The following is a 26,432-nucleotide window of genomic DNA, read 5'->3' on the forward strand; positions in this document are numbered from 1 at the left end:
GTCAATCGCCAAAATGAATTATCCTTTTCTGCTCTTTTTAGAAGATAAGAACAGACAAGATACACGAATACAAGAAATAGTGATCCTTTCGCAATTTTATTTACCAAAGGATTTTCAGTGATACCCAAAGAAATACCGTCTATAAATGCAATAACGGGTATCAATAGATCCATCGTCAGACTAATATTTTTTGCCATGCTTACTCCTTCTTCCTCGAACTAAAACGGTAGATCATCATCGCTAATATCAATTATTTGTCCATCAAATGGATTTTTTGAATCATTAAAATCGCTATTATTATTAAGTGTTTCACGTTGTTCAATAGTGTTTGCTCCTGGTTTAAATTGAGATTGGTCCTGGTGCGCACGGGTTTCTGTCGCTGCTTTGCTTTCTAACAATTGGAAATTATCGACCACAACTTCAGTCACGTAAACACGCTGCCCTTGCTGGTTGTCATAAGTCCGCGTTTGAATTCGTCCCACAACGCCGATCAAGCTACCTTTTTTAGCTAATGTCGTCATCGTTTCTGCTGGTTTGCGCCAAATCACACAGTTAATAAAATCAGCTTCTCGATTGCCACTTTGATTGGTAAAATTACGGTTAACGGCTAGGGTAAATGTAGCCACTGCTGTACCACTTGCGGTATAACGTAAATCGGGATCTTTGGTTAACCGTCCTACTAAAGTTACATTATTGATCATTTTTATCCCTCCATTTCTTGATCCAGATGTTGGTGTTTTTGATAAGCTAGTTTTCGCTCTTTTTCTTCGACGTGAATCACTTTTTTCATCAAATTACTGATCGAATTCATTGTCTCTTCGTACGTGATCGATGTAGCATAAGGATTGCTTTTTTGATATTTCTTCCAAGTATCTTTTAATTCGTGACTATTTTTCAGTACATCCATATCCTTTTCGTAGTAAGTCTTTAACGGATCAGTTTTTCCGCGACGTGTAAATGTATTTCTCACACTATCTTTCAAGGTCTTCTCATCGATCTTCTCCATTTTAGGAATGGTATAGAGATCATAAAAATCTTTTCCTCTCGAATTATCTGTTAAAAAATCAAAGGTTGCACTTAATTTTTCGGCAATAATTTGTTCTGTAGGATAAGATTCCAAGGGAATCGTTCGATCTTCAAACATCAATTTATGACTGTGAGTGATCGTTGCAGGATAGATCGAGTCACCTGTAGTCACATCTACCTTAAAATCTGGCCGCATGTTTTCCAAATGTGCTAGCACACGTAAACTAAACCCTGGATAGTAATCGGCTTCTCTTGTTTCTTTCATTCCTTAAATCTCAAATTGAATGCCTTCTTTCGTCGGTGTAGAGAAAATATCGTTTAGAACCGTTGTCAATGTTTCTTTGGTTACTTTCATTTCCCGTAAAGTCGTATCAATATCTTTAGTCGTCCGATTTTCAATGCCATACTTTGAGCCAATTAAGAAGCCGCCTTTTAACACAAAATGTTCACGATAGGGAGACTCTGAGATTTTTTCCAAGAATTTTTCCATCATAAAATGTCTTAAAACGAGCTGCGGATCAACTTCTTTTTCTCTCGAAATATTCTTCACTTTTGCTTTTAACTGCGTAGGTGTCATGTTTCTTCTCCTTTAATTTAAAGCCATAATATAAGAGCGCATCGTTTTGTCTGTTGGCAAAATTCGTCGATACTCATTCAATTTTCTAAGATTTTTTCTGTCCGACTCCATGTAGTTTTTGATTGCCTTTACTTTGATTTCATCCTCAACGTTATACCAAGGATTCCAAATATCACACAAGGTTCTTTCTGGATCATAGGCTATAACAGGATTCCCATAACAACTTTTTATTTCAACCTTACCTAGTTCATACCATTCCGTTTTTGTATAGTGTAGTTCAACTGCAAATTCCTTCAACCCTTTTTCAGAAACGTGATAACCGTAAGGTGCGGTTAAATCAATCTGTCTAGGGATCATATATGTTAAATCATACAAATCTAACGCGGTAATATGTGAAATAATGCCGCGCTCATATTTCTTTTGTGCCATAAACAATTCATCAGGAAATTGACCAGGCAAGGTGAAAAAACCTGGATACTCCCGATCCAGCTCCCCTTGATCTACCATACGTTTGATCGTTACAGGAGAAATGCCCACTTTTTTGGCATCCTTTAAAGCCAATGTTCCGTGGAATTCTTCTAGCAGCTTATAAACCATTGCTTTTGTCATTTTCTCCCTCCTTTGTATACGTATAAACTTATAAATACAGTGTAACATAAGTTTATACGTATACAACAGACAGAAAGATTTTATCGATCTAATTCAAGTTCTTTTTGAATCCGTTGTTGGTTCTTTAATTGTTGCAGTCTTCGTTTACTGGCACGCATTTTCTCCTGTTCTGAACGGATTTTTGCCTTTTGATTTTCGATTTCTTGTTCTTTATACGTCGTATTTCTCATCGTTCTTCCCCCCGTCAATTCTAACTAGTTTTACGCTTTGCTTTTCTTTTGTAGTTGGCCTTTTCTTTTTTAGAAAACTCAAAGCCTGTTGTGAAGTCTTCTTTTAAAACAATCGTTGCTTCAAACGAACCCTTATGACCTTTTAACCCTTTCACTGGTTGGCTTGTTCGACCATTTTGAATGATTTCCTTCAGCTGTGTCGCTGTGAGTTTCTTTTTGGCAATTGTTGTCCATAATTTAAAATCACAGGCTTCAGACGTGCAAGTCGCCACCTTTTGATAAAGTATGACTTCTTGTTCCTGGCATTTTGGACAAATTCCTAAATGACGCGCCGCTTCTTGCTTTTCACTGGCTGCTTTCACCTCTTGTAACGTTGCTCCAAAATCAGTGGCTTGGATTTGTCCTGGGACGACTTCCAACAAGTGAGAGACAAATTTTTGGATATTAGCTAGAAAAGTAGCTTGTGTCCCTTTTTGCTCGCCAATCTTTAATAGGTAACTTTCCCATTTTGCGGTCATCTCGGCGCTCGTAAGCAGCGGCTCTTTTTCTACGGCCTGACAAAGCAAAATTCCTTTATTCGACACCACAAGCTTATTTTTCTCTACCTTGATATATTCCTTTTGTTTCAAAGTTTCAATAATATTGGCACGTGTCGCTTCTGTACCGATTCCTTCTACTTCTTTCAATATGCTTTGTGCTTCTTCGCTATCCACGGTTTTCCCAGCTGTTTTCATCGCAGTGATCAACGTGCCCTCCGTATAAGGTTGTGGTGGCTTCGTTTCTTTTTCAATGACTTGTAAATCTACTGTCACCGTTTCTCCTTTTGTCACTTTAGGAAGGAGTGGCTCTTCATCCTTCTCTTTTCTGTCGTTCTCTTTGCTAAATAATTTCTTCCAACCTAGATCGATCGGTACTTTTCCGACTGCCTTTAGCTGAAGCTGTTGAACTTGTGTTAAGATTGTTGTTTCTTCATAGGTATATTTTTCCGCAAACATCGCCACGGTCGTTTTTAAAACTTGTTCATAAATAGCCTGCTGCAGTGGACTTAGTTGTTCAAAATCCACTGCTGTCATAACCGTTTTTGTAGGAATGATCGCGTAATGTTCCTGGACTTTCTTGTTGTTCACATACCGACTATTCGGTGTATGAATAGGAATAGGAATCGCTTCGGCTTTTAAAAAATGCTTGTATTCATCTAAGTGATCCAACAGATACGCATATTCTCCTTCTGTAATATAAGGGGTATCCGTTCGCGGATAGCTTAGATATTTTCCTTCATACAACCCTTGCATGGCTTCTAAAGTATCTTTGGCACTAACTTTCATGAGTTGATTCATTTTAGACTGAAGGCTCGATAAAGAAAAAAGACGTGGGCTAGCCGCACTTTTTTTCTCTGTTTCAACTTGAAGGATCGTACCTGGTTGCTTTCCTAATTGAACACCTTTTTCTTTTAAATAGGCTTCAAATGCTTCTTGCGTCGCTTGAGTTTCATTCGGATCAAGCTTCGCATCAAATAAGCCATTTTGAGCGATTACTTGGGCTTTTCCTTCAAAATAAGGTTCTTTCTTGAAATTTCTAATCTTTTCCTGCAACTGATAAATCATGTAAAGCGTTGGAGTTTGGACTCTACCTAAGGAAAAACTTCCTGGTATGCCTTTTTGCCGCAAGAGTAAACTATACAGTGGGCTGCCGTTCATCCCAATTAACCAATCGGCGATCTGACGTGCTTGTGCTTCTTCAAATTTGTGATAGGTCTCTTCTGCGTTTCTTAATTGCTGGAATCCTTGATAAATAGCTTCTTTTTCTAAGGAGTTGATCCAAAGTCTTTTAAAGGTTTTTCCTTGATTGGCGCCTGCTTGTCGAATGATCGTCCAAGCTATCAGTTCCCCTTCACGATCGCTATCTGTCGCAATAATAATGGTGTCGGCCGATTGAAGTTGCTGCTTCACTACGTTAAATTGCTTTTTCTTATCTTTAGGAACATGATAGCGATAATGTGTAGGGAAAATAGGCAAATGTTCTAATGACCATTGTTTCCAATTTTCATCGTACATATCTGGCGAATCTAACTCGACTAAATGACCAAAGCCATAGGTGATCACAGTTTCACCAGGAAACAATCGATCATGAATCTCAAAATACCCGTCTTTTCGGGTGGCTTTAGAGAAGCTATCGGCATAAGCCTTAGCTTGTGACGGCTTTTCTGCTAAAATGACAGTTTTCATCGTACTTCCTTCACTCCCTTTCTTGTTGCCTGCTTTGCTGAAACAACATGGCACGTTTTTGCTTTCTGATTTCTTGTTGCTGGATCTCATGCTTCAATTGATCGTTCCAATCTTTTTTCACTTCAGGTACAAATTCATGTTCATGATTTTTATAACCTTTATAGTATTTTTCTGCTTTATAAGAGAAAAGAATCTGAGCATTAATATCTCCTTTTTTTTGATAAAAACGATCAAAATCGTACGTACCATCCACGCGTTCACAAGCTTTTAATTCTTTTGCGACTTTTCTACAAATATCTTTTAAGTTAATGGCTTCTATTGAATCGTTAACAGAAAGCTGCTGACCAAAAGACGCCTTTACTTTGTGAGCGGAAACCAGTTGGTTCGTTAATTGTAGATTGTTTTCTGTCTTGTGTATGGCCATAATCGCTTCTGGTGTAACCTTTTCTTCTTTTGCTACTTCTTCATAAATGACTTTGTATTCTTTAGGCACTTGCCAATCATTAGCGATTCCTCTTTCACAACGTACTTTCTGATTTGTAAATGGATCAACCGCTCCCATTAATTGTTCTTTTTCGTAGAAAATATGTCCTGCACGGTCATTATCCACACAAATCTCGATGGATTGAGGAAAGGCTTGTTTCTGACTAAGTTCAGAAACAGCTTCTCCAAAATAATGACTTATTACGTTGTGTTTTAAGCCTTCCATAGAAACTAACCAGGTATTTTGCAACTTCTCACGATTTAACGCTGCATAACTAAGCATATCAATACTACTTTCAAAGAATTTTAAGTTTTTCGGATCACCAATTTTTAAATTGAATCCATGATTCGCTGTTGAGTTCTTATCAATATGTTTATACGTTCCTCTTTCACCGAACCGCTCAAAGTCTATCTTCGTTCCTTGATAACTTGCTCCAACCGTTTCTTTTGTTTGTGGGTCTTTCCATAAAAAAGCAACCGCATGATCTAAACGATCGTCTCGAACTAAGAAATTTTGCCGTTCATGTTTTGGTTTTAATTCAGCAATCAATCCTGCTTTTTCTGCATAATCAATGAGCCAATCTGGCAGTTTTCGTTCTTCCTTCAGATAATTTCTTCCTTTTTCTGTAAGTGGCTGATAATCAACGGGGTGATCTTTGTACTTTTCTGTCTCAAAATGAAGATTGTCTACTCGTTCGAACTTATCTTCATTTTTCAGAATAAATCTTGTTGCTGCTTTAAAACGTTCTTTTTTATCTGTGATTGATGAATCAACAAAAAATAGATCTGCTAGTTTAATAATATCTCCATGAATATTACGACTATTCCAGTTAAAAAATTGCTTTTTCCGATCAAAAACAAAAGAAGAGTGATCTTCTAACCGATAGTCTCGTCCTTTATTAACCACAGCTAAACCATTGTTACGAGCAAAATCCACGATATCGATTTGTTTACATCGATCAATGAGACTCATTTTTTTCTTGGTCATTTCCAAACCTCCTGAAAGAAAAAAAGACTATCTGATTTTTCAGATAGTCTTTCTTGTTTTATACGCGTTCTTTTTGTGACAATTGTTGTTCATGATAAATGGCGTTTTTTCGTTGAGCTACTTCTGACACCATTTCAATCGGAAAACGAAATTGAGTTCCTAATGCAAATTCTTCTGAAGGTAATGCGGTTTGAATCTCTTTCCCATAACTTTTTCCTTTTAAAATCACTTGATTATTTCTGGTGTCTTCCATAAATTCTGCTTCTTTTAAGCATAGAGAGTTACTGCTTTTTGTTTCGTTCACTTCCCCATTATTAACATCAATCCATAATTTATCAGAAGTGATAAATGGTTTTAAATCTAATTGTTGCTCTTTATTTATTTCTATTACTTCTTTTTCCCATTCTGCTTTTAACTCTGACATTGATTGATCATTATCATCTAATGGTTTCCACTCTTGATCAACGGGATCTTTATACTCTAATCCAAATGGATTTAGAGAATATTGATAGAAATGTTCTCCTGTTGGAGATTTTAAATATCCGTCTCCATTTTCTTCATTACTGTACCATTCCCAGCCTTCTAATTCTTTTGCTTGTGCTGGTGTAACTTTTATTAAATCTGTTTCATTCAATTCCATTTTATTCAATTCCTTCCTATCATTTAAACTATTCTTGTATTTGTTGATGCATACATCATTAAACTCTTTCTACATTTTTCAATTCTTGAACATGGTACATTTTGTTTTTTCTTTGTTCGACATCTGCTAAAGTTTCTTGTGAGAAACGAAATTGTGTACCTAACGCAAATTCTTCTGAAGATAATGCGGTTTGGATCTCTTTTCCGTAACTTTTTCCTTTCAAAATCACTTGATTATGCTGCGGATCTTCAATAAACGCTGCGTCCTTCAAGTGTAACGTTCGACCCGTATCTTCTTCCATGACTTTCCCGTCTTTCTTATCGATCCAAAGTGAACCAACAGACACAATATTTTTTGGTTCTACTGGTTCTACAGTATTTTTATGACCCTGCTTTACTTCTGTTAGTTGGATCTCTGGTTCTCTTTCTCTGTATTGATTGATTTCAGTAGAAATAGTTTGAATGAATTCATTTGCGACACGACTGACATCATTCATGATTTTCCCACGTTCCGCGGCTTCCTTATCATCCAAAGTCTGACCATTCTTCGTCCATGTCGCAATATAAGGAATAGCTTTCTCAGACGTGTCCATTCCAAAGTGCTTGCACACAATATAAGAAGTCATTTCCGCCTGCAGTTCTTTGGTTGCGGTATCTAATTCTGAAAATTTGTGCATTCTGACATGCGCTAATTCGTGAATACTTGTAGCTAAATGCTGCGTAGGAGTATTTCTAGTATTCATGACAATTTCTTCTTGGCCAGTAAATTCGTTATGAACATACGCTCCATGCGCTTGTCCTAATTCTCTTTGATAGACTTCACTCTCTGTCATATCTCGAATTTGTATCCCAATATTGTTGGCTACCGCTTGAATCCCAGCTTGAAGTTCTGACTGCCCTTGTTTATCCAATTGAAAATCAAAGACACGGTTCGGGAAGATTTTCGGATAGTCTTCAGGTTTCAACTGTGTTTGTGTGATATCAAACACTTTTTCAATCGTGTAGTAAGGTTTTTTGATCACTTCGATTTGACCACTTTCGATTCGTTTTTTGTCTTCTGGTGTAGCCTCTGTTTCTCGAACAAAGCCACGTCCTTTATCATAAAATCCTTTGACCGTTTTTCTGACAAAGATCTTGTTACCTTGTTCCCCTTTTTTGATATAGATTCCTTCTTTTTTCAACGCGGCACGACCTAAACAAGCCGTTGCTCCTGGAAATTGTTCCTCGATCAATAATTGATTTCTAAAGGATCGTTCTGGAAAGCGGGACATAAAGTTCAAAAGTTCTTTAACGTCTTCAGGAGAATGGGTATGCTTTTTCACTGCATCCAGCGCCTGTTGTGAAAGTGATTTGACTTCTTTCTTAATCTCTTCTGCCGATCGTTTTTGATATCCCTTTTGTTTTGTTTTTGTTTCTTTCAACTGCATTTGTTCTTTCGAAACAGGTTCATTTTTAACCGATTGTTTTTGTTCTTTCTCAGGTGCTTGTTCGCACAATTTTGCTAACTCTAAATAGATGGGTTGATTACTGTTGACGCCATCCCCTAGATCCATTCGGATCTGATCTACTACTTCTCCGTTCTTCACTTCTTCAAAATAGAATTTATAATAACCTGCTTCTGCGGCGTATTGGTTATCCAATGTTTTGAGTTGATCGATCAATTCTAATGTGACGATTTCCCCACCATAACTTTTCAATCCTTTTTCTGGATCATTTTCGTTGAATTCTACTCGATAAAAATGATCGTTTTCTTTCTCCTTCAAAGAATCAGTTGGTGCAGCCTCTTCAAGTAATTCACGAACAGCTGCTTTTTCCTCTTCCGACGTGGCTTGGTATTTTTTAGATTCCTCAAATCCCCCATTTTCATTCAGTTCTAAAGCGACTTTTCGATAGCCTTTCAGAAAATATATGGTGGGATTCTTTTTCCATTGCGTCACTCGTCCACTATCAATGATCGCTTGTACTTCAGGGAGAATGTTTTCTTTTCCTTTTTCTGATTTTTCTTTCAGCTGTTCTAATGTTTCCAATTTCCGTTGATATTTTCGGATCGTAGCGGCTGAAAAAGTCGATTCACCTTTTTCAAAGCGTTCGATCTCTTCTTTGATTCTTGGAATATTATCGATCGTCATATCCAGTCCGCCATACTTGTTATAGCCCATTTCCTTTAGCTCTTCTTGTCTTTCAAGTTTCTCTACCTGTTTTTCTTGTTGCTTGATCTCTTCTCTAAGACTTTGGACTTTATTTTCGATTCGTTCTTGCTGGTTAAACCATGAACGGCCATTCCTCTTGTCGTTCATTGGTTGACCATTAGTCTTTCTTTGGTGTTCAAACATCTTTTCAATTTGTTCGTTTAATTCATTTTGTAACCGTACTAATTTTCTTTTGGATTTTCCCAAACGACTATTGTCTAGTGGTTCTTTTTCTTCTGCCATGTTCGTTTCCTCCTAAACAAATGGATAATCTTCTGCCGCATCGACGAACGTCTTCGTAGTCAGATTTAACGTTAAAATATCGCCATTTTGATAAGCTTTTGCAGCTTTGTCTGTGACTACAAAAGCTTTACCTGTTTGAATTTCTGTCACAAAAGCGAGATTGTCTCTGCTTTTTTCAACAACGACACCAATCATTGAATGAGCCATTTCTTCTTCCTCCTTTCCCTTTGGAATCTCACTTTCTTTTGATATAATAAATTTGGAAATCGCATCACTCAGTGAACTGTCGGAAAACAATTCACTGAAAAAAGAGTCTTGAACAAATTATGTTCAGGACTCTTTACTTCTTTTATTCAATTAACATTCAGTGAGTGAGATGGACGCTTTAATGCTTTTACATGGGAAGTTGTTGATTCCCTCTTCATTCATTTCCCAAGTAGTATAATAAGGAACTAAATTCCCTTCATACTCTTGAATAATAAAATATTTTTCACCGTTCACATGATTACAACAGTACACGCCAGTAGCTGGGTACTCAACGACTAAAAATTGATCTGGATCAAACTGTTCGTTTCTCAACATTTCTCTTATTTGAAACAAATGTTCTTTTTCTAAACAATCGGGAAGTTGTTCGATTTGGTCTTCTTTTAGTGATCCTTCTATGACTTTCCATTGATCTAAATATTGTTTCATTTCTCTTCCTCCTACTGTCTTTCTTGTTCCATTTGAATTCTTCGTTGTTGCTCTTCGTATGCTTTACTTGCATGGTATTTTTCTTCATGTGCATTAATTGTTCGATTTAATTGACGCAAGCTTCGCTGCGTGACAACTCTTTGTTGGAATTGTTTCCTACGCTTTACGAATTCTTCGTAACTATACTTGTATTCATTTGTTGGCAACTGTTTGAGTGTTCGAAAGGATCGTTCGTTGTAAATAGATTGCATCTGATCGACACTTTCTATTAATGGTTTTATTTGACTATCCTGTCTCTTCAGTTCTGTTAAAATCGCATTTCCTGTGCGCTTTTTTAAATCAAAGAGGGTATTTTTTTCTGCATCCTTTGATTCTCTCTTACTTTCCCCATAAAGACTTTTTGCTTCCTCTTTCAATGCTTTTGAAATCTGTATATATTCTTGATATTCAGGTTCTTTTGTTAATACATATTGGGTGAACTCATCGAGTTTCTCTCTTGTGTATGGTGAAAGTTTGGTTCGATTTTCATCCCCATAATTCCATTCAGAACGTTTGTCAGGTAAAGTTTTATATACTTCACTTAATAAGTTCATTGCGTGTCGATCATACCGTGCTGGCTCTTTTATCACTTTGGTTAAGGTGTTACGCAAATCACTTTTCCGCGTCAATAAATTTCGTTTCTCCATACCAATCATTCGATCCTTTTCATAAGAGAAACGTTCTAATTCATGAACATAATTGGTCTTCATTGCGTCTAATGTTGCTTGCCTTCTCTTACCTTTCGGTACGATATAACTCACACCATTTTCAATCTCAGTGTAAGGTTTACGCGTATTTTCTTTTTCAACAACTGCAAAATGAGTATGGATATGCTTCGTGTTCCGATGAATTGTTGCCATCCAGTAACCTGTTTCATTCAATTGCTCTTTCTCGAATAATGTCTCCATCATTTTTCTTCCTGCTACTTTCAAACCTTCTTCATCTAAGGTATCTGTTTTGGGATCGTACAAGCCCATTTTTTCAAGATATGAATTGTCGTGAGAGACAACATCTTGATAAATGATTGAGCCTTTTTGTTGCCCTCTTTGAAAGATTTGCTTGATCTCTTTAAGATCATTTCCTTTTACTTCGTCTGAAGCTATAGAAAAAACTCCAGGAAGTTTTCCTGAAGCTTTTTGGTGGGGTTCTGTTTGATATTTTTTCATTGCTTGGTTCAAGCGTTGGTATTCTTTTTGTTCACTATGCGTCAGTTCTTTCTTTTGTTCTAACGCATAGTGACGGGTCATATAAGAAAGATATTTGGTAAAATCTTGTTCCTCTAACTTGTCAAAATTGATTCCATGTTCCATCAACGATTGAGCTTCATTCGACGTTTCACTGAATTCTTTACCCATCTTACTCTCCGAAAAAGTTTCTCCTTCAGGGATATAAAAATCCTCTAAAGCATTCTTGATTCGACGCAGTTCCTGTTCTTCTTCGGGCGTACGTCTTTCCATTTCTTCTAATGCTTTTTCTCTTGTCATATAATCAATGTACGTTGAAAAAGATTTTTTATTGGGCAAGGTAAATTGACAAGTAAGAATGACTGCAGGCGATTTATTCATCATATTCCCCTTCTACTTTTTATCTTTTTAAAATTTTCGTTGGATCAAATGGATCTACTCTGGCATGAACAGATTCATCCACGGGTTTCTTTAACTTAGGAGAATATTTTTTGGTTTGATTGGATTTAATTTTCCCTTCCACACGTTCTTTTGCTTCTTGATAAACCGTTGAATTTGTACCAATTAAAATCCCTGTATCTTTCAAATGAAGATCTGCAAATTCTGCCATAATTTCAGTCATAGTAGATATTTCTTTACTCATACTATTTAATTTTGCTTGATTTGCATTTACTTTTTTATTTATTTCTGGATCATAATTCATACATAAAAATCGAACAGCTTCACTATAGTTTTTAACCTCTGCATGAGTAGAAATAATTTCATCCAGTACATCGATTTGTGTTTGGTAAAAGTAAATGTGTTTATCTATAACCTTTGCCATATCAAAATTCACTTCCTCTATTTTATTCTATTAAGATTTCTAAAATACGATTATTTTGGTCAACATATTCTTCTAATATCTTTGTGTTGTAGCTTTGAATTTTTGAAAACTTTTCTAATAATTGGTCAAATTTTTCTTGTTTATATTCCATCAAAGGACGATCAAAATCGTTTTCGACGAGCAACTTTAGATAATCATTACGACTCCATTTATTTCCTGTTCGATTGCTTAGTTCTTTACACCTTTGATCAATTTCTGTTATATATTTTGGATCAATGTTTCTTAAAATTAAATCCATCATTCATTAGGATAGCGAAAAGGAGCCTATCCTTTTCGCTATCCTATTACCCTCCTTTTACTATCCTAAGCTATCCTTTTACTATCCCAAATTAGATAATTTTGATATCAGATTTTTTTCTTAGAAACGTGGTAGGCACAGCCTACCTATCACCTTTTTTTAAAAGGTGATATCACGTTTCCTTATGCTCTTTAAAAAATAAGAAAAAACTTACTGTTAAATTATTTTTAAGGAATAGCTTCAACAATTTTTTTGATTACATCAAGTTCTTGTTTATCTGGTAATGAATCATATTTTCCGTAGCATTGTACCACTTCATAAATTCCATACTTTCGTTTCTCTATTTCAACTGTATAGGTGATATAGCTGAATCATAATATTTTTTGACATACTTTTTTCATACGGCATCCTCCTTAATTTTTATTTATCGTCAGCTATAAAATATTTTTTTGCTGCTAAATAGAGTGCTTCAAAAGATCTGAATTTTAAGGTGTCCAAATTCTTTCTACCATTCTTCAATTCAGATATTGTCGTATTAGATAAATTCACTTCTCGACATACTTCTTTGGCTTTTACAACTTTGAGATAGGCTTTAATTAATACTTTCTGCTCAGCGAAAGTATCTTTGCCGACCAAGTTCGTTCGCTTCATTTCTTTCCACCCGTTTTTCTAAATATTTTCTTTTTTAATACGATCAATTTTTTCTTGAAGTTTTTGAATGTTCTCTTCTTGATCTTTCATTTGCGTTTTCGATGTTTCAATTTCTTGCTGGTAACCATTAATTTTGTTCTCGGTATTTTCCTGATCATCTGTGACTTGATAAGGCAATTGATCTTTTAGTTTCTTCACTAATTCTTCATTCAAATCGATGGTTGCTTGTAAGGATTCAATCTGTTGTTGTGCTGCTTTTTGTTCTTTCTTGTATCCTTTCACTTTGTAATTGATCGCATGTTGTTCATAATCATTATCTTTCACTCGATCTTTGACCTTATCTTCGTGAATATAATAGATCAGATCTTGTGGTTCTTGCATATCCACCTTTGGATCAATTTTTTCGGGAATAATGGTTAAGCGCATAGCGATATATTCTTCTGGTACATTCGTTAACTTCACTACAAAATAATCATCGGACACCTTGATCACTTTTGCTTTTATTGCTTGATAATCGCCTTTTGCTGTCTTTACTTCTACCCGATAATTAAAATTAGCGAGTTCTTTTAACAAGCTTTGATCCTCATCGTCGATCGCAAATTCAAAAACTAATTGTTGATTCGCTCCTTTTTCTTTTGAAACCATTGTCAATTCTTTCGTATTTAAAAATACGTTCGTACTTACTTCATCTGGTACATCTAATTTCTTATGCGTATAAATCGGACTAGCAAGGATTAAAAAGCCGAGAATCATAAAGATTCCCAGCCATTGAAGATAACTTTTTCGTCTTCTAAAACGTTCTCTTGACTTTTTTTTCTTACTCATTTTTCTCCTCCTATCTAGTGAAATAACTAAAGTCTGTGACTTTCCATTGCCCATCGACCTGTTTTTCAGTGACAGTCAGCCCACCTTTTATTTTTTGTGGTTTAACATCTTTAAATTGAGGATTAGCGATCGTATAGTCAACAAAAATCACAAAATTTTGTTCACCGTTTTCGCTGCTTGTTTGAGCGTAAGTTTGTACGTCACCTAATGTAAAGGAGTAACTTCCGTAATCATCATGTTGGTGATCATCGTCTTCAGGACTTAATTTGTCGATCACTTCTTGGGTTGCGACATCTTTTAGTTTTTCCGTCAATTCATTTCTGCTTAATGATTTATCAATGGCCAATTGCCCAAACGTTTCAGCTGTTTTTCTTTGCGCTTCAGTTACTTCCTCTTTTACTTTTATGCCATCTTGTTGCTTCAGCTGATCGATTTCTTGGGTTTTCTCATGAATGGTTTGATTTAACTTGTCAATCTTCGCCTGTGCCTCAGAGGAATTTTTTTTGAGCCTCTCAGACGCGTTTTTAGCTACTTCTTCCATTTTATAGGTATTTGTTGTCTGTTCTTCTTTCAGCTGCCAAAACAATGCGATATTGCCGATTAAACTAATACTAATTGCACTTGTTAAGATGATTTTTAACGTTTTATTTTCCATTTTTTTCTCCTGATCTATTTTTTGCTGCTATTCAAAAATGGTAATGGATCGATCCACGTACCATCATCAATGAATGCGTGACCTTGTGCTTGACGCCAATCCATTCGCGTAAATCCTAAATGTAAGTGTTCCGTATCTCTAATTGCAATTACTTGACCAACTTTCACTTGATCTCCAACCTTTACACGAGAATTTCCTGTACTATTCGCAAATTCTTGGTACACCATGTTCAAACCGTCGTAATTAATCACAATCACACACGTACCTAAACCTGAAATACCAGGATTACCAACGTACACCACTTTTCCTCCATGCACCGCGTGAATTTCACTTCCTGGATGATCAACTGAACCAAAATCTAATCCGTCATGGAAACCATTTGGTCGGAACTCTCCCCCTGGATTCGTTCCAAATAATTGCCCACCACTAAAGGAATTTTTATCTAAACTGCTACCAGGGAATGGGTTCGTCCACTCACCAGTTATTGTTCCGTTATTATTACCACCTTCACCCCAATGTTTGATCGCAAATTCATCATATTCTGTTAATTTATTTTTATTAATAATAGACATACAATTTTTATAATACGCACTATCTTCAGTAATCCCTGCAGCTGCATAACCACCTCGTCCTAAGATCAACAAGCTTGCGCCAGGGCTTTTATTTCCTACACAAGCATTGAAATTTGATTGTGTGGCTACCATAAATCCGTAATATGAGAAGGCTGCTTTAGAGTTAGGAAACTTCATGTACCAACCACCTTCAATACCACCAATTCCTCGTGCAGTTCCTTTTGGAAATAAACAGCCATCGAACCAAGTAATCCCAAAATAATTGAGATCGTTTCTTGCGGACACCGATGTGCCAAACGCTGATTCATAACCGTATTGAGAGAGGATTACACTTGGTAATAATTTATATTTCACGGCTGCACCTACAGCGTATTGTGCGATTTCATCTGAAAATTGACCTCTTCCTTTGATTTCTTTATAAATGGGTAATCCTTCCGAATATTCTCCTGTAAAAGCTTCGCCACCGCTACTTGAATCAGAATTATCAATAGAACCCGCCGCAAGTATTAGAAAAAGGGTCACAAACACTGTGATCAAAATAGTAATCAAACCTGCAGAAGTACCAAACAGCCATAAAAATAAGCGCCGCTTCGCACGACGCTTCAAATGTTCCATAACTATATTTGTATCGTTTTCCATATAGTCAGTACTCCTAACTTTTTAATTTTAAACAACAAAAAAGCGAAGAAATGATACTTATTCTTCGCTCTTTTAATAAAATAATTTAATTTTTTCAATACATTCTTCTAAAATTTCTTTTGGTGCAGCTTCCACGAACTGAAATCCTCTACTCTCAATGTCAATCATTCGATGGTGTTCCAAAAGAATTTGTCCTTTAATTTTTTGCGTGCCATTCAAATCAACATGTACAGGAAAAGGTTTCGCTTTTGTTGTTATCGGTGCCACACCAATCATATAGTTCAAATATTTATTAGGTTTAGACAAAATAATACACGGTCGCTTTCCTCGTTGTTCATGTCCTTTGGTAGGATTTAAATCAATATACACAAGATCTCCTTGCGATAAATCTTGATAATTCTTTTTCATTAAATGATCTCCCTACCTTGCAGATGTCCCCATTCATATTTGTCTTCTTTTCCTAAGGGTTCTCCTTCATAATTGGCGAACAATTCATCTAAAGTTTCTGGCTTTTTATTTTTAGGAGTTAAAACGATTTTCCCTTCTGTTACTACCATTTCGAATTTTAAATTTTCAGGATTAGATTCTCCTAGCACTGACAATTCTTCTCTTCCAAAACGAATACCTTGTGAATTTCCCCATTTTTTCATTTCGATTTCTTTTACTAACATGGAATCCCTCCTTTTATCACATACAAGTATATACTTGTATAAACAAAAATACAAGAAGTTACTTTCCTCCATCAAACAATTTTAATTGACGTTTATTCGGACTAAAATGAACACGAATGGTTTCATTTGAGCCAAAATTGATCACAGCGTCTCCTTGATTTTGTTGAGGAATGGATTCTAGTTCTGAATTCGTCATTGATTTCCCCACTAACCCTTCTATATGACGTAAAATAGATTCGTCCATACGCATAAAGATTTTCGTAGAAGAAAATTCAAAGACTTTCTTCAGTTTCGAGAAATTATCAGAAGACATATTTTCTGGTACCATTTCTTGTGGGGATTGTGTAGCTAAAACAGTCATTGCTTCTACTTTACGCATTTCTCGTTGAAAATTTGTGACATAGTTTACTGTTTCAATAAAATCTGGATTAATCGCATTATGACACTCATCAATCATGGCCAAAAAGCGTTTGAAGTCTTGTTCTTCCATTTGTTTTTCTTTAATTAAGCGTCGCTGTCTTCTTCCTTGAATCAATGCCTGATTCCAAATCAATGTCATAGCCATGTACATTTGGCATTGTTGTACCCCGCGATCCAAACCTGTAATAGAGTCAATATCAAAGAAGACCAACTGTTGTTGGTCAAGATGTCGAATCGTACTATGACCATCAAAGATCATGCCATACGTCTCACATAAGGATTCCACAATGGATTCCATTTCTTCTTTACGATTCTTTTTCTCTTGGGAAGCACCTGGTAGTTCCAATTGTTCCAAAAAGGCTAAAAATTCTTTGAACGTCGGATAAGCTTCTGGATCTTTCCCTGTCACTTGTGCCTCAGTATTTGAACGCGCATTCGAGGAAGTAAAGCCACGTGGTACTGTTCCGTATTCTTCATAAAAACGGTTCAAGTAAGTCTTAAATTCTGCTTTCATCGTTCCTTTCAACTGAGGACTCACTAACTGTACCTGATAGACCACTTTATCTAAGTGTGTTTGATAGGACGCTGCTTCATTGATCTTCAAATCTTTGACTGAGCCATTATCATACAGACTAGAAGCTTCATCATACGTCCGTGTGGCAAATATTTCTAAAGGATTGATCATTCCGTCAGACCCATCTAAACGCACCATAATGCCGTTATATTCCTTTAAGAAAGGAATAAAATCTTTCCCCTTTTCAAAGCCCCAAATAAAGTCTCCTGCAGCTAAATGGGCTTCCGCAATCATTTTAAGAACCGTCGATTTACCAGCCCCCATCATTCCTAGAAGCAACGTATTGGTAGACAGACGTATACTATTTTTATAGGTGGCATTCCAAACAAACGGACCACCTGTCATGGTTTCACCATATTGTGTACCTCCTGGATCTTTTAGCGTCTGATGGTGGAAAGGGAATCCACCACCAATATTTAACGCTGGCAGTGATTGGCCTTTGATATTTCCAAACCATTCGGCTTGTTCATCGAACATGGTGAACATCGATTGCCAATCTCTTTTGGTTTTATGCAAATAAGTCACTGCACGGTAATCCATTCCTTTTAAATTTTCTATCAACTCCTGCGCTCGTTCATCTACTTCCTGAATTGTATTTCCGTAAACATGTACTCTCACTTTGACTTGTTTAGAAATTTCACCATTTGAGGTCAATTTTCGAGCATACTCTGATAATTCTAGGTATTCTTCCGCACTTTTATTTCGGTCAGTTGCTTTTCGTTCATTATCTGATCGATCATTTAACTCATCTAATGCACGATTGATTTGATCAATCACTTTTTGCTTTTCATCTGTAATAACATCGAGTGTTGATACAGTGTGAGGATTGTTCATCAGGTTGGCTAACCAAAAAAGAGTTGGATTTTTTGTGTAATGGTAAACGGTCACGCATCGTGAGTAACCATTGCCATAAGTCACATATTCTTCATCAAAATTTAACCCACCTTGTGGCATCACTCGCTTTAAAAAATCTAAATCATAACCTTTGGATTTTAAAATCTCTATTTCACGATTGCCAAGTTGTTTTAATGGATCAATCACCTTTTGGTTACTTTGCGGTGAAAGAACTGTTTTTATCACATCTAGCATGAATCATTTCCTCCATCTTTTTTATTCGTCATTCATGTTGTTCATTCGATAAAGAATTTTGATTAATTCTTTTTTGTAGAGTGGTTTTAACCCTAATATGCCACTGGATCGCATTAACTGACGGTTTCTAGTTTGTAAATCCTTGATTGTCTTTCCTTCAATAACGAAAAAGAAGCTTAAGTCAGGACGTTCTTGTTCTGCCCGTTTCAATTCCTGGATTTCTTCGACTAATTTCTTTTCATATTTTCTTAACCGTTGTAGATTTCTTCCTAAGGACTGTTCCATACGATTTTTATCTAATAATTGCCGCTTTTGCACGATTTGTTCCGTTAGATCCGTCTCTGTGGTCAAACTAACTAACTTAATTGTTGGCACATACGTACGCATGACGGTGGTCAACTGATTCATTCGTTCCAGTTTCTCTTGTTCATTTAATCCTTCCACGTCGGTTGAAACTACACGATAATAACGTTGATAATGATCTTCTTTGGTAATTAAGACGCCCTCTTCTGTACAAGATTTATAAGGAAATAAATCCAAGATTGATCGTTCTTCGGGTTTTCCAAACTGCAAGATGGATTTCTTATCAACTGAATTTTGTCCTTTGACTCGCATTTATTCGTCCTCCTTATACGTACCATGATAATTTCGATTAGGGTCTAACGCATGATAGTGATTCTTATCCGTAAAGAAAATAGACTCGATAATCGCAAAAATTTGTCGTTGACCTGGATTATTATAGGGTCGCCAAACAATCACTAGAGCTATCGCAATCCATAAGCCATAATTCAAGATTGCAAAAAGGAGCGGTAGTTGGACAAGATTATTGACCATTTTCGCCCAAAAAAAGCAGCCACCAAGCGTTAATAGATCTAAAAAGAAAAAAGCGAAGAACTTCCATTCTCCACTAAATCTTGGAGGATTTTTCATGTTAATATATTTATCCATAAATAGTTTCTCCTTTTCATATAAAGAAAAAGGCCTAACTCGTAGGCCTTTTATGGTTTGATATCCTTCAATAGTTGTTCTTTCAATTCATTATTCCTATTTTTGGTTTCTCTTGTCACATTTATTTTTGTTGGTGCAGTAAATGCCACGTTTGCTGGTTTGTAACCTGTATGAACTTTTTGAATAGGTTGTGGAGCGGCTTCTCCTGAAACGATATTTTGAACGGACGGATTCCCTGTCTCACCACTTTCAGATAAATTATAAGAAACAGTTGTTAGATTCCCGTTTTCAGGTAATCGACTTGGCTTCATTTGAACAGTACCTGCAGTTGATTGATGAACAAAGCTTTGATCATTCTCCTTGAATTGATTCAAACGACTATCTTTCATTGGTAAATTTTGTGTCTTAGGCAAACCAATTTTCTTTGATTTTTCAGTTCCAACTTCGATTCCATTATCATTTGGCAGATCGATGGAATCATCATCCGTTTGTACTTCTTGATTTCGTTTTGGTAAATCTGAAATACGCTTTTCATTTTCAGAATTAATGTTAGATTTATAACGATATTGTTCTGGATCTGTTTTTGGTAATTGACCATTTTGTTCTTCTTCTGAACTTTCGTTAGATTGCAACCCATCTTGGTGATCTTTGGCTGAAGGAATCGCTACGCCTTCTTTGTTTTCTGTTGTATTTGCCTTGACTGCTGCATTGACTTGTCCTTCACCATACGCATCTTTTAGTCCTTCTTTGACTTCTGAAGCTTTTTCTTTTTGTTTTTCTAGTGCTTCGGATGGATTCTTCACAGTTTCAGCCAATTCTTTAGCTCTCGTGCCGTCTAATTTCTCTTCTAAGGTATCTTTGGCTTTTTCTGTAAGATCTTCAGCTGTTCCTTTTAACCCACGTTCATTAACGTAACCAAGACCTTCTGCGGCTTTAGAAACACCATTTTTCGCTTTCCCGAACATTTCGGAAACTGTTTTCTTACTATTAGGTACAGTTGTAGCTTTATCATCTGATTGTTCTTCCCCGTTATCAGGGTTAACATCTTTTCGATTGCCAAATCCATTTTTCCGAATATCATTTAAATTGCTTAAACCACTCTTACCAGCACTTGCAAGGTTTTTAGCTCCGCTACCCACATTTTTCGCAATATTTCCTAAGGCAAACATGCTAAGAAGAGAATTGCTACCGTTTTTCAGGCTCGTATCAACGCCGAAAATCTTCGTAACAGATTGAGATCCTTTGAATAATGCAATGGTTAACACAATTAAAGCAACAACATACAAAAATCCGTTGATCTTTCCTGCCGCATGTAAATCACCGATACCCGAAAGCATCAATGTATAGATTCTTAATTCTAAAATCGTAAACGCCAATAACAAGAAGGACTGAGAAATATCTTCTATCGCACTTTTCATCCGTTGTCCTGTTTCAAAGTCCGTTGACGCGGCAATCACTAAATAGAATTTTTTAAATACCAGCTCAATAATGCAAGTAACAATCGTAAATAATATAAATAAATAGGCCACCGCCAAAGAAGATTCACCAGCTAAAATAATTCCTGGTTTACTAATGTATCGACGATAACCTGAAGTATAGACATATTTTGCTAAGCCTTCATCATTAATTTTAACAGGAATTTCTTTTCCATTATCATCCAATTCCAGTCGGTATTGTAACGCTCTTAACCGATCCTTTTGTATATCTGATAACCCACTTTTATCGTTATCCGCCATCTCAGCGGCTTGATCAGGAGTAATAATCCCATTGATATTCGCTGTTTTAAAATTTTTCGCTGTTAAAGCATTTCTTTTATCTGTTGGTAGGGATTCTACTTTATTCGGATCAGTTGCTAGTAATGTACTTACATCGATCACATTATTTTGAATAATTTGAAAAGCGGGTGAGCTAGTTTTATCTGCTTTATTTGCTGCAGTTACGTCCCCATAGAAGTTTTTACTGATATTTAGCCCTTCATCGATTAAAGAACTACCACCAAAAATCAAAATCATGGCCATAAATAAATTGACCAAGATATTTTTTGGTTTTGGTGGGTGCTTACTCATGAAAAATTTTAAACCTAAATAGATTAACGTGACGACACAGAAAAGACCTAAAACTTTACTAATTAAGCTCTGAAACAATTCATTAACACCAGCGGCTTTCAATATGTCCTTTAAGTCAAAACTCTGATAAATTGTTTTTTCTAGCAATGTATTAAGATTATATAATCCTTTAATCAATCCCCATAAAAAAGTATTACAAATCCAACTGAACACATCTTGATATTGCAGATAATGACTATACTCTTGTAATACTTTCGTTACGACTTTTGGATTTGCATCACCTTCTCCAAACAAGCCAGACCACCAGTCGGTAATACCAGAAAAAATTCCTCCAATAATCATTCTTTCACCACCTTTTCAGCTTCTAACAAAAGTCGTTTCCTTATAACCTCTGTAATTTCTTCATTTTGACGCAATTTTTCAAGGTATTCTTGCAAACGATCTATTTGCTTCTCTTCATAAAATTGAATAAGTAACTTTTGTGCTGTTGAGTTGTCTAAAGATTGAACGATTTTAATAAAAATGTTTTCTTTAGCTTCCTCTTCTATTTGATCGTGCATATTGTGATAGAGTCGACGTGCATAGATATCAGGTAAAAAATAATCGTAATCAATTTGCAAGGCCTTAAGATCCAAGTCCGCATGTGTACAATGTATGTCTATATCATTGATATCCCACGATGGATTGAAATCTTCAATATATTGATAAGCATAAGGAAGATTCGTTTCCCCATGATTAAAAATAGGATACGGACGTATTTTATGACCTTTTAAATCTTGTCGTTTTAAAGGGGCAAGTACAATCGTTTCACCTTCTAAAAATGTAGATATTCTTTCAGGCGTTAAGATACGATCTGAATCAACATTGCGATTGATATGAGTATTCATACCTAATGAATTGATGGTACTGTTCTCTTGTTCAACCGTCTTATTCCCCACTTTTTTAGAAAATTCTTCAATCGTATTATCGTCTGTGGACATAATATAGATATGTGTTTGGCAATTTTCTTTGATAATCGCTGCATTTTGTTCCCCATACTTCGCATAAAGTTGCTGATAGGACTGAATAAACAGATCCCACAACATGTTTCGACCAGCTGTGACTGTCATGATTCCTTCCATATTATCCATGGGGGGCATATTCCCAAATTCATCTAAAATAAAATGAATTCTGCGGTGGCATTTATCTCCTTTAGTTTTGACACATTGTGTAGATAATTCTTTATATAGCTGACTAAGAAAGATGCTAACAATGATATGGTTAGATGGATCATAATCAGGCGTTAACATAAAAATAGCCATGGGTTTATCGGTATAGTGCATCCGAATAGATTCTACTAATAAGTTACTTTTATCTTCATCTAATGTTAGAACTGCTTCTTTTTCTAATTCTGGCAAATGGGTCTCTCCTCGTTTTTTTCGATAAACAATATTTCCCTCTTCGTCTTTCAATACTCTTTGAGAAAACTCATACCAGGACACATATTCTTTTCCTTGATGGTCATATTTTAAACAAACACAATCACCTTGTTTTAAATGACAATCAAAGTTGATTTCACAAAAACCTCTATAACCAACTTTTACTCGTTCTTCATGAAATTTTTTGCCTTTATGATAAAATTCCACTACGATTCGTTGATTTAAAAGACTTTCATGTAATTTCAAATCCAAATATTTGGGAAAACCAATGGACTTGTAATCAATCGTTGATTGAGAAGTCATTTTGGCTATTTTCGTCAGTGTAAATGGATTTAGTCCTGTGATCGCTGTTGATAGAATATTGCCTTTTGCTTTATCAGAACCAATTTTTGTTGCCCCATATTGTTTCTTTGCTATGTTTCCAGGTGGTAACTGATTCATGAATTCATCTAAAGCATTGAGTTGCTTGAATTCATTCTCAGGATCTTGATAATTAAAACCACCAATCTCAGAAAGAAGCTCAACGAGATTATTAGGTGTTAATTTGGAGTAATCCCCTGTTTGATCTGCTTGTTCTAACAATGCAAAAATAAGCGCATTGACAGCTTTCTGCGCATTTTCGTTAAAGTATTTGTTGTCTGAAGCATTGGCATCATAATAAATCGTATTCGTGAAAGTATTGGTTAACTGTGTTGCTGTGTCTATGTCTCCTCGTTTCCAGTATTTCACAATGAGTGCCAATGGATTATCACTCATTGACTGTAACGGATCAGTGATATTAAAAGCATAAACATCATAACCTCTGGCTTCTAGCTCATCTTTGCTAGCTACATACAATTCAGTTTTTGGATCGTTAACAACCATTGAACTTTGTCTTTCTGCACGCGACAAATTGTCAATGGTTGCTAAAACTTCTATCTGTCCTTTCCCTGAACGGGAAGTACCAACAATACAAGTATTTACTGTATCCGTCTGAATATACCAGTACTTTTTATAATGAGTAATTGGTATTCCGCCATAACCAGGAAAACCTCCCTTTGATTCTGGTATTTGTGGATAAATTTGTTGGATTTCCTTTAACGTTTTTAATCGGTTATCTCCTTTTTGCCCGTCTGCCAATGGACGAAACCACATGTCCATTTTTAGCCCCAACAATACTGCTGGAACCACACAAACTGTTGAAATTACTAAACGTGTACCCAAACTAGTTGTAGAAGTAAACGGATTCCAAAAACCTGTAGAATCGAATTGAAAAACCTTTGGTACTTCATCTAGTTGGAATATATTTATACCTTGTAAGCTTCCCTTAACAATTTCCAAACGGTTAAAAACTTCTGGTACTCTTGTTACTAGATACTCTAAAGGAAGATATACAAGCCCACTATAAAAAAATTTCTGTGTTACTCGTTTATCATGTTTTTCTGGTAGTTCTTCTCCTGAAGGAGTGTAGCGATAAAAATGTGATAAATATTTCTTTTTTTCTAAATTAAAATGTTTGTCTTTTCGTCTCGTTTTTTCTCGAACACGCATTATTTCACCTCATTTGATTTTGAACTTTCGGAGGAGTTTGATTGTGTCGTTAAATCGCTTGATCCTTCTTTACTTTTACTAGAATCACTATCTTTATTGCTTTCCTTACTTGAATCTAGTGTTGACTGATTGGTACGATTCAATAATTCTTCTAATTGTTGTTCATACTCTTTTCTTGCTTGTTCCTGGGCTTCTTCCTTGATTGACGCCGTTGTGGCTACAGAATCATCCTGTGAAGATCGATTGATATGATTAAAAGCAAATACTGTTCCTCCACCTAGAAGCAAGCTTAAACTTGCAATACATCCCACCATCCATCCGTTAAAGGAACGCTGTGGTGAAGGAGTTAGATTTGTTTGATTGTTCACTGGCGTTTGAATAGCAGCTACTGAAGGCGTTGGTTGAGGTTGTGCTAGATAATTTAACTGTGCTTGTCGCAATGTATCCATTTGTTCTTGACGTTCCTTACGAGCAGCTGCTTCTTTTTCCTTTTCTTGCTCTAACCGTTGTTTTTCTATCACCATTTTTTGTTCAGCAAGATCCTGTTCCCGTTTTTTTAGCTCTAATTGTTCGCGCTCTTTTTCTTTTTGTCGTTGTTTTTCTTCTTTTTCTTTCAATTCTTGTTGTTGAATTGCATACTCTTTTTTCCATTTTGGAATTTGTGCTTGTAACTCTTGCTGAATCTGCTCGTGCTTTTCCATAAGAACTTCAGCCGTTGTTTGATAAAGTTTAGTCAGTTGTTCATTTAATTCTTTGCTAATTTTTAGCTTATCTGTACGTAAACCTTGATAAAATTCTTCTTTTCTTTCTCTTATACGTTCTTTTAACAAGTTTTCTTTTTCTTTCGATAACGCTTCTTGATTCGTCTTAGTAAAATTATTGATCTTTTCGACACATAAAGAATACGCATTTTCCCGTTTCTTTTCATACCGCTCTTTAATTTTTTGTACTTCTTCTTCGACCACTCGCTCTTCTTCTTTAGTTAATTCCTCTTTGGATTTTTCCCAATTAGACGACTGTTCCGTCGCATACTCATTAATTTCTTGATCTGTTTCCTGTTGACGTTCTTCAAAAGTGGCTAATAAATCTTCTTGTGCAAGCTCATGCCAATTTGTTGATTGAACAGACTCTAACTGTTCTAAAAGTGTACCTTTACCCTGTGAGATTAATTCTTCTTTACTCTCTAAAAATGCTTGATAGGTTTGAGGTAATTGATATTTCGAATAAAGTTCATTTAAAAATAATTTGTTTTTTTCTTTCATCCATTCATGTTCTGGAGGATATTGATCCAAAATATAATCAAATCCAGTTGCCCTTTGTATCTCTGTTTCGTTTTTCTCTACTTCTTCACTAATAACTGGTTTAATATACTCATGAGAATCCACTTCAGTCCATGTTGGTTCTTCTTTAGCTTCACCTGGGTCAACTTCTACTTCAGCCGTCTCTTCATCCTCCATTGTTTCCTCAAAGAGATCTCCATCCAATTGATCCATCACCTCGTTTTCCTCCTCAAATATCGATTCCTGAGTCGGAATGCCAGCCTGTTCGCCAACATTCACTGTCTCTTTTTCTTTTGGTTCATCTTTTGGAAAAATTGGCCGTTCCCATGGTACTTCTTCGTTTACTTCGACTTCACTCACTTGATTCACTTTTCTTTGATCGTTCTCTAGCTCTTCTTCTAACACTTGTAGCAGTTTTTCGTTTCGATAAGACTCTTCCACACTCATGTTTTCATCCGTTTCTTTAAACACATCAAGACGGATTAAATCCATTAATGTAGGATAGAAACCTTCTGATATTTGATAATCCAGCGGGCCAAAAACATATTCTGTACCAGCTTTCTCTATTTTTCCTTCTGTGTCATGTAACGTAAGGATCAAATTAACAGAAGACTGATTGTCTTGTTCCAGTACTTCCCCTAACACATGTAACTGTTCTTCCGTTTCAATGACAGAATATTTAATTGCTTTTGGTAAAAAAGAAGTACGCTTTCCTACTTCCCTCGTTGCTTTTTTTATTAACTCTTTATCTTTTTTGGTATTGCCTGCAATCGTAAAGTACATGAATATTCTCCTTTCATAAAAAAAGAGTAAAAAGTAGATTTGTACTTTTTACTCCTTCATTTTGT

At 35.9% G+C, this 26,432-nt stretch carries 24 protein-coding genes and 2 pseudogenes; all 26 read right to left on the reverse strand.

The genetic code is table 11. From position 1 onward, the window contains the following. Window positions 1–197 (reverse strand): hypothetical protein (locus tag IGJ11_RS13195; RefSeq protein WP_438772584.1); only part of this gene is annotated, 197 nt, incomplete at its 3' end. 21 nt (window positions 198–218) lie between these two features. Next, window positions 219–701 (reverse strand): single-stranded DNA-binding protein, encoded by a 483-nt coding sequence (gene ssb, locus IGJ11_RS13200; protein WP_438772585.1) that lies wholly within the window; start codon window positions 699–701, stop codon window positions 219–221. 2 nt (window positions 702–703) lie between these two features. After that, a pseudogene (locus IGJ11_RS13205) lies at window positions 704–1,603 on the reverse strand (nucleotidyl transferase AbiEii/AbiGii toxin family protein). 12 nt (window positions 1,604–1,615) lie between these two features. Beyond that, window positions 1,616–2,212, reverse strand: a complete 597-nt coding sequence (locus tag IGJ11_RS13210) for a type IV toxin-antitoxin system AbiEi family antitoxin domain-containing protein (protein ID WP_438772587.1) — start codon at window positions 2,210–2,212, stop codon at window positions 1,616–1,618. A gap of 80 nt (window positions 2,213–2,292) precedes the next feature. After that, complete coding sequence (locus IGJ11_RS13215; protein WP_251844873.1) at window positions 2,293–2,442, reverse strand: hypothetical protein; 150 nt, start codon at window positions 2,440–2,442, stop codon at window positions 2,293–2,295. A gap of 20 nt (window positions 2,443–2,462) precedes the next feature. Further along, on the reverse strand, window positions 2,463–4,667 hold the full coding sequence (locus IGJ11_RS13220) for a DNA topoisomerase 3 (RefSeq protein ID WP_438772588.1): 2,205 nt from the start codon (window positions 4,665–4,667) through the stop codon (window positions 2,463–2,465). A gap of 10 nt (window positions 4,668–4,677) precedes the next feature. Further along, on the reverse strand, window positions 4,678–6,138 hold the full coding sequence (locus IGJ11_RS13225) for a toprim domain-containing protein (protein ID WP_438772589.1): 1,461 nt from the start codon (window positions 6,136–6,138) through the stop codon (window positions 4,678–4,680). Between the two features lie 58 nt (window positions 6,139–6,196). After that, a pseudogene (locus IGJ11_RS13230) lies at window positions 6,197–6,517 on the reverse strand (hypothetical protein); the annotation flags it as partial. A gap of 319 nt (window positions 6,518–6,836) precedes the next feature. Beyond that, window positions 6,837–9,209 carry an ArdC-like ssDNA-binding domain-containing protein gene (locus IGJ11_RS13235; RefSeq protein WP_438772590.1) on the reverse strand — a complete coding sequence of 791 codons (2,373 nt, stop codon included), beginning with the start codon at window positions 9,207–9,209 and terminating at the stop codon, window positions 6,837–6,839. A gap of 12 nt (window positions 9,210–9,221) precedes the next feature. Further along, window positions 9,222–9,416, reverse strand: a complete 195-nt coding sequence (locus IGJ11_RS13240; protein ID WP_438772591.1) for a hypothetical protein — start codon at window positions 9,414–9,416, stop codon at window positions 9,222–9,224. A 150-nt stretch (window positions 9,417–9,566) separates the two neighbouring features. Then, entirely contained in the window at window positions 9,567–9,902 is a 336-nt protein-coding gene (locus IGJ11_RS13245; RefSeq protein WP_438772592.1) for a hypothetical protein, read from the reverse strand. A gap of 11 nt (window positions 9,903–9,913) precedes the next feature. Then, window positions 9,914–11,506 carry a MobP2 family relaxase gene (gene mobP2 / locus IGJ11_RS13250; protein ID WP_438772593.1) on the reverse strand — a complete coding sequence of 531 codons (1,593 nt, stop codon included), beginning with the start codon at window positions 11,504–11,506 and terminating at the stop codon, window positions 9,914–9,916. A gap of 19 nt (window positions 11,507–11,525) precedes the next feature. Further along, a complete protein-coding gene (locus IGJ11_RS13255; protein ID WP_438772595.1) occupies window positions 11,526–11,948 on the reverse strand; it encodes a hypothetical protein in 423 nt (140 codons plus the stop codon). A 22-nt stretch (window positions 11,949–11,970) separates the two neighbouring features. Continuing rightward, on the reverse strand, window positions 11,971–12,246 hold the full coding sequence (locus IGJ11_RS13260) for a hypothetical protein (protein ID WP_438772710.1): 276 nt from the start codon (window positions 12,244–12,246) through the stop codon (window positions 11,971–11,973). A gap of 420 nt (window positions 12,247–12,666) precedes the next feature. Then, on the reverse strand, window positions 12,667–12,897 hold the full coding sequence (locus tag IGJ11_RS13265) for a hypothetical protein (RefSeq protein WP_438772597.1): 231 nt from the start codon (window positions 12,895–12,897) through the stop codon (window positions 12,667–12,669). Window positions 12,898–12,915: 18 nt separating this feature from the next. Next, complete coding sequence (locus IGJ11_RS13270) at window positions 12,916–13,722, reverse strand: hypothetical protein (protein WP_438772598.1); 807 nt, start codon at window positions 13,720–13,722, stop codon at window positions 12,916–12,918. Window positions 13,723–13,732: 10 nt separating this feature from the next. Next, on the reverse strand, window positions 13,733–14,377 hold the full coding sequence (locus tag IGJ11_RS13275; RefSeq protein WP_438772599.1) for a hypothetical protein: 645 nt from the start codon (window positions 14,375–14,377) through the stop codon (window positions 13,733–13,735). A 14-nt stretch (window positions 14,378–14,391) separates the two neighbouring features. Next, window positions 14,392–15,588 (reverse strand): glucosaminidase domain-containing protein, encoded by a 1,197-nt coding sequence (locus tag IGJ11_RS13280; protein WP_438772601.1) that lies wholly within the window; start codon window positions 15,586–15,588, stop codon window positions 14,392–14,394. A gap of 72 nt (window positions 15,589–15,660) precedes the next feature. Continuing rightward, complete coding sequence (locus IGJ11_RS13285; RefSeq protein ID WP_174123815.1) at window positions 15,661–15,996, reverse strand: type II toxin-antitoxin system PemK/MazF family toxin; 336 nt, start codon at window positions 15,994–15,996, stop codon at window positions 15,661–15,663. Further along, window positions 15,996–16,259 (reverse strand): AbrB/MazE/SpoVT family DNA-binding domain-containing protein, encoded by a 264-nt coding sequence (locus IGJ11_RS13290; protein WP_438772603.1) that lies wholly within the window; start codon window positions 16,257–16,259, stop codon window positions 15,996–15,998. The genes IGJ11_RS13285 and IGJ11_RS13290 overlap by 1 nt, the downstream gene beginning before the upstream one ends. Window positions 16,260–16,317: 58 nt before the next feature. Next, complete coding sequence (locus IGJ11_RS13295; protein ID WP_438772605.1) at window positions 16,318–18,342, reverse strand: VirB4 family type IV secretion system protein; 2,025 nt, start codon at window positions 18,340–18,342, stop codon at window positions 16,318–16,320. Between the two features lie 21 nt (window positions 18,343–18,363). Beyond that, window positions 18,364–18,957, reverse strand: a complete 594-nt coding sequence (locus IGJ11_RS13300) for a hypothetical protein (protein WP_438772606.1) — start codon at window positions 18,955–18,957, stop codon at window positions 18,364–18,366. Next, window positions 18,958–19,290 (reverse strand): hypothetical protein, encoded by a 333-nt coding sequence (locus IGJ11_RS13305; RefSeq protein WP_438772607.1) that lies wholly within the window; start codon window positions 19,288–19,290, stop codon window positions 18,958–18,960. It abuts the gene before it with no gap. Window positions 19,291–19,340: 50 nt separating this feature from the next. Continuing rightward, window positions 19,341–21,698 (reverse strand): pLS20_p028 family conjugation system transmembrane protein, encoded by a 2,358-nt coding sequence (locus IGJ11_RS13310; RefSeq protein ID WP_438772609.1) that lies wholly within the window; start codon window positions 21,696–21,698, stop codon window positions 19,341–19,343. After that, entirely contained in the window at window positions 21,695–24,304 is a 2,610-nt protein-coding gene (locus IGJ11_RS13315; protein ID WP_438772610.1) for a VirD4-like conjugal transfer protein, CD1115 family, read from the reverse strand. Before IGJ11_RS13315 ends, IGJ11_RS13310 begins: the two co-directional genes overlap by 4 nt. Beyond that, the gene (locus IGJ11_RS13320) at window positions 24,304–26,367 is read right to left on the reverse strand and encodes a hypothetical protein (RefSeq protein WP_438772611.1); all 2,064 of its coding nucleotides are present in this window, start codon (window positions 26,365–26,367) and stop codon (window positions 24,304–24,306) included. Before IGJ11_RS13320 ends, IGJ11_RS13315 begins: the two co-directional genes overlap by 1 nt. Window positions 26,368–26,432: the final 65 nt, after the last annotated feature.

Source organism: Enterococcus sp. DIV0691 (assembly GCF_051711145.1).
Taxonomy (GTDB): domain Bacteria; phylum Bacillota; class Bacilli; order Lactobacillales; family Enterococcaceae; genus Enterococcus_B; species Enterococcus_B hirae.

Excerpts from the sequence above, each read along its gene's own strand:
- IGJ11_RS13305 (WP_438772607.1), bottom strand. The coding sequence starts at position 19,290 with ATGGATAAATATATTAACATGAAAAATCCTCCAAGATTTAGTGGAGAA.
- IGJ11_RS13265 (WP_438772597.1), bottom strand. The coding sequence starts at position 12,897 with ATGAAGCGAACGAACTTGGTCGGCAAAGATACTTTCGCTGAGCAGAAA.
- IGJ11_RS13215 (WP_251844873.1), bottom strand. The coding sequence starts at position 2,442 with ATGAGAAATACGACGTATAAAGAACAAGAAATCGAAAATCAAAAGGCA.
- IGJ11_RS13240 (WP_438772591.1), bottom strand. The coding sequence starts at position 9,416 with ATGGCTCATTCAATGATTGGTGTCGTTGTTGAAAAAAGCAGAGACAAT.
- IGJ11_RS13260 (WP_438772710.1), bottom strand. The coding sequence starts at position 12,246 with ATGGATTTAATTTTAAGAAACATTGATCCAAAATATATAACAGAAATT.
- IGJ11_RS13295 (WP_438772605.1), bottom strand. The coding sequence starts at position 18,342 with ATGCTAGATGTGATAAAAACAGTTCTTTCACCGCAAAGTAACCAAAAG.
- IGJ11_RS13275 (WP_438772599.1), bottom strand. The coding sequence starts at position 14,377 with ATGGAAAATAAAACGTTAAAAATCATCTTAACAAGTGCAATTAGTATT.
- IGJ11_RS13255 (WP_438772595.1), bottom strand. The coding sequence starts at position 11,948 with ATGGCAAAGGTTATAGATAAACACATTTACTTTTACCAAACACAAATC.
- mobP2 (WP_438772593.1), bottom strand. The coding sequence starts at position 11,506 with ATGAATAAATCGCCTGCAGTCATTCTTACTTGTCAATTTACCTTGCCC.
- ssb (WP_438772585.1), bottom strand. The coding sequence starts at position 701 with ATGATCAATAATGTAACTTTAGTAGGACGGTTAACCAAAGATCCCGAT.
- IGJ11_RS13225 (WP_438772589.1), bottom strand. The coding sequence starts at position 6,138 with ATGACCAAGAAAAAAATGAGTCTCATTGATCGATGTAAACAAATCGAT.
- IGJ11_RS13235 (WP_438772590.1), bottom strand. The coding sequence starts at position 9,209 with ATGGCAGAAGAAAAAGAACCACTAGACAATAGTCGTTTGGGAAAATCC.
- IGJ11_RS13280 (WP_438772601.1), bottom strand. The coding sequence starts at position 15,588 with ATGGAAAACGATACAAATATAGTTATGGAACATTTGAAGCGTCGTGCG.
- IGJ11_RS13315 (WP_438772610.1), bottom strand. The coding sequence starts at position 24,304 with ATGCGTGTTCGAGAAAAAACGAGACGAAAAGACAAACATTTTAATTTA.
- IGJ11_RS13210 (WP_438772587.1), bottom strand. The coding sequence starts at position 2,212 with ATGACAAAAGCAATGGTTTATAAGCTGCTAGAAGAATTCCACGGAACA.
- IGJ11_RS13220 (WP_438772588.1), bottom strand. The coding sequence starts at position 4,667 with ATGAAAACTGTCATTTTAGCAGAAAAGCCGTCACAAGCTAAGGCTTAT.
- IGJ11_RS13290 (WP_438772603.1), bottom strand. The coding sequence starts at position 16,259 with ATGTTAGTAAAAGAAATCGAAATGAAAAAATGGGGAAATTCACAAGGT.
- IGJ11_RS13245 (WP_438772592.1), bottom strand. The coding sequence starts at position 9,902 with ATGAAACAATATTTAGATCAATGGAAAGTCATAGAAGGATCACTAAAA.
- IGJ11_RS13285 (WP_174123815.1), bottom strand. The coding sequence starts at position 15,996 with ATGAAAAAGAATTATCAAGATTTATCGCAAGGAGATCTTGTGTATATT.
- IGJ11_RS13270 (WP_438772598.1), bottom strand. The coding sequence starts at position 13,722 with ATGAGTAAGAAAAAAAAGTCAAGAGAACGTTTTAGAAGACGAAAAAGT.
- IGJ11_RS13300 (WP_438772606.1), bottom strand. The coding sequence starts at position 18,957 with ATGCGAGTCAAAGGACAAAATTCAGTTGATAAGAAATCCATCTTGCAG.
- IGJ11_RS13310 (WP_438772609.1), bottom strand. The coding sequence starts at position 21,698 with ATGATTATTGGAGGAATTTTTTCTGGTATTACCGACTGGTGGTCTGGC.
- IGJ11_RS13320 (WP_438772611.1), bottom strand. The coding sequence starts at position 26,367 with ATGTACTTTACGATTGCAGGCAATACCAAAAAAGATAAAGAGTTAATA.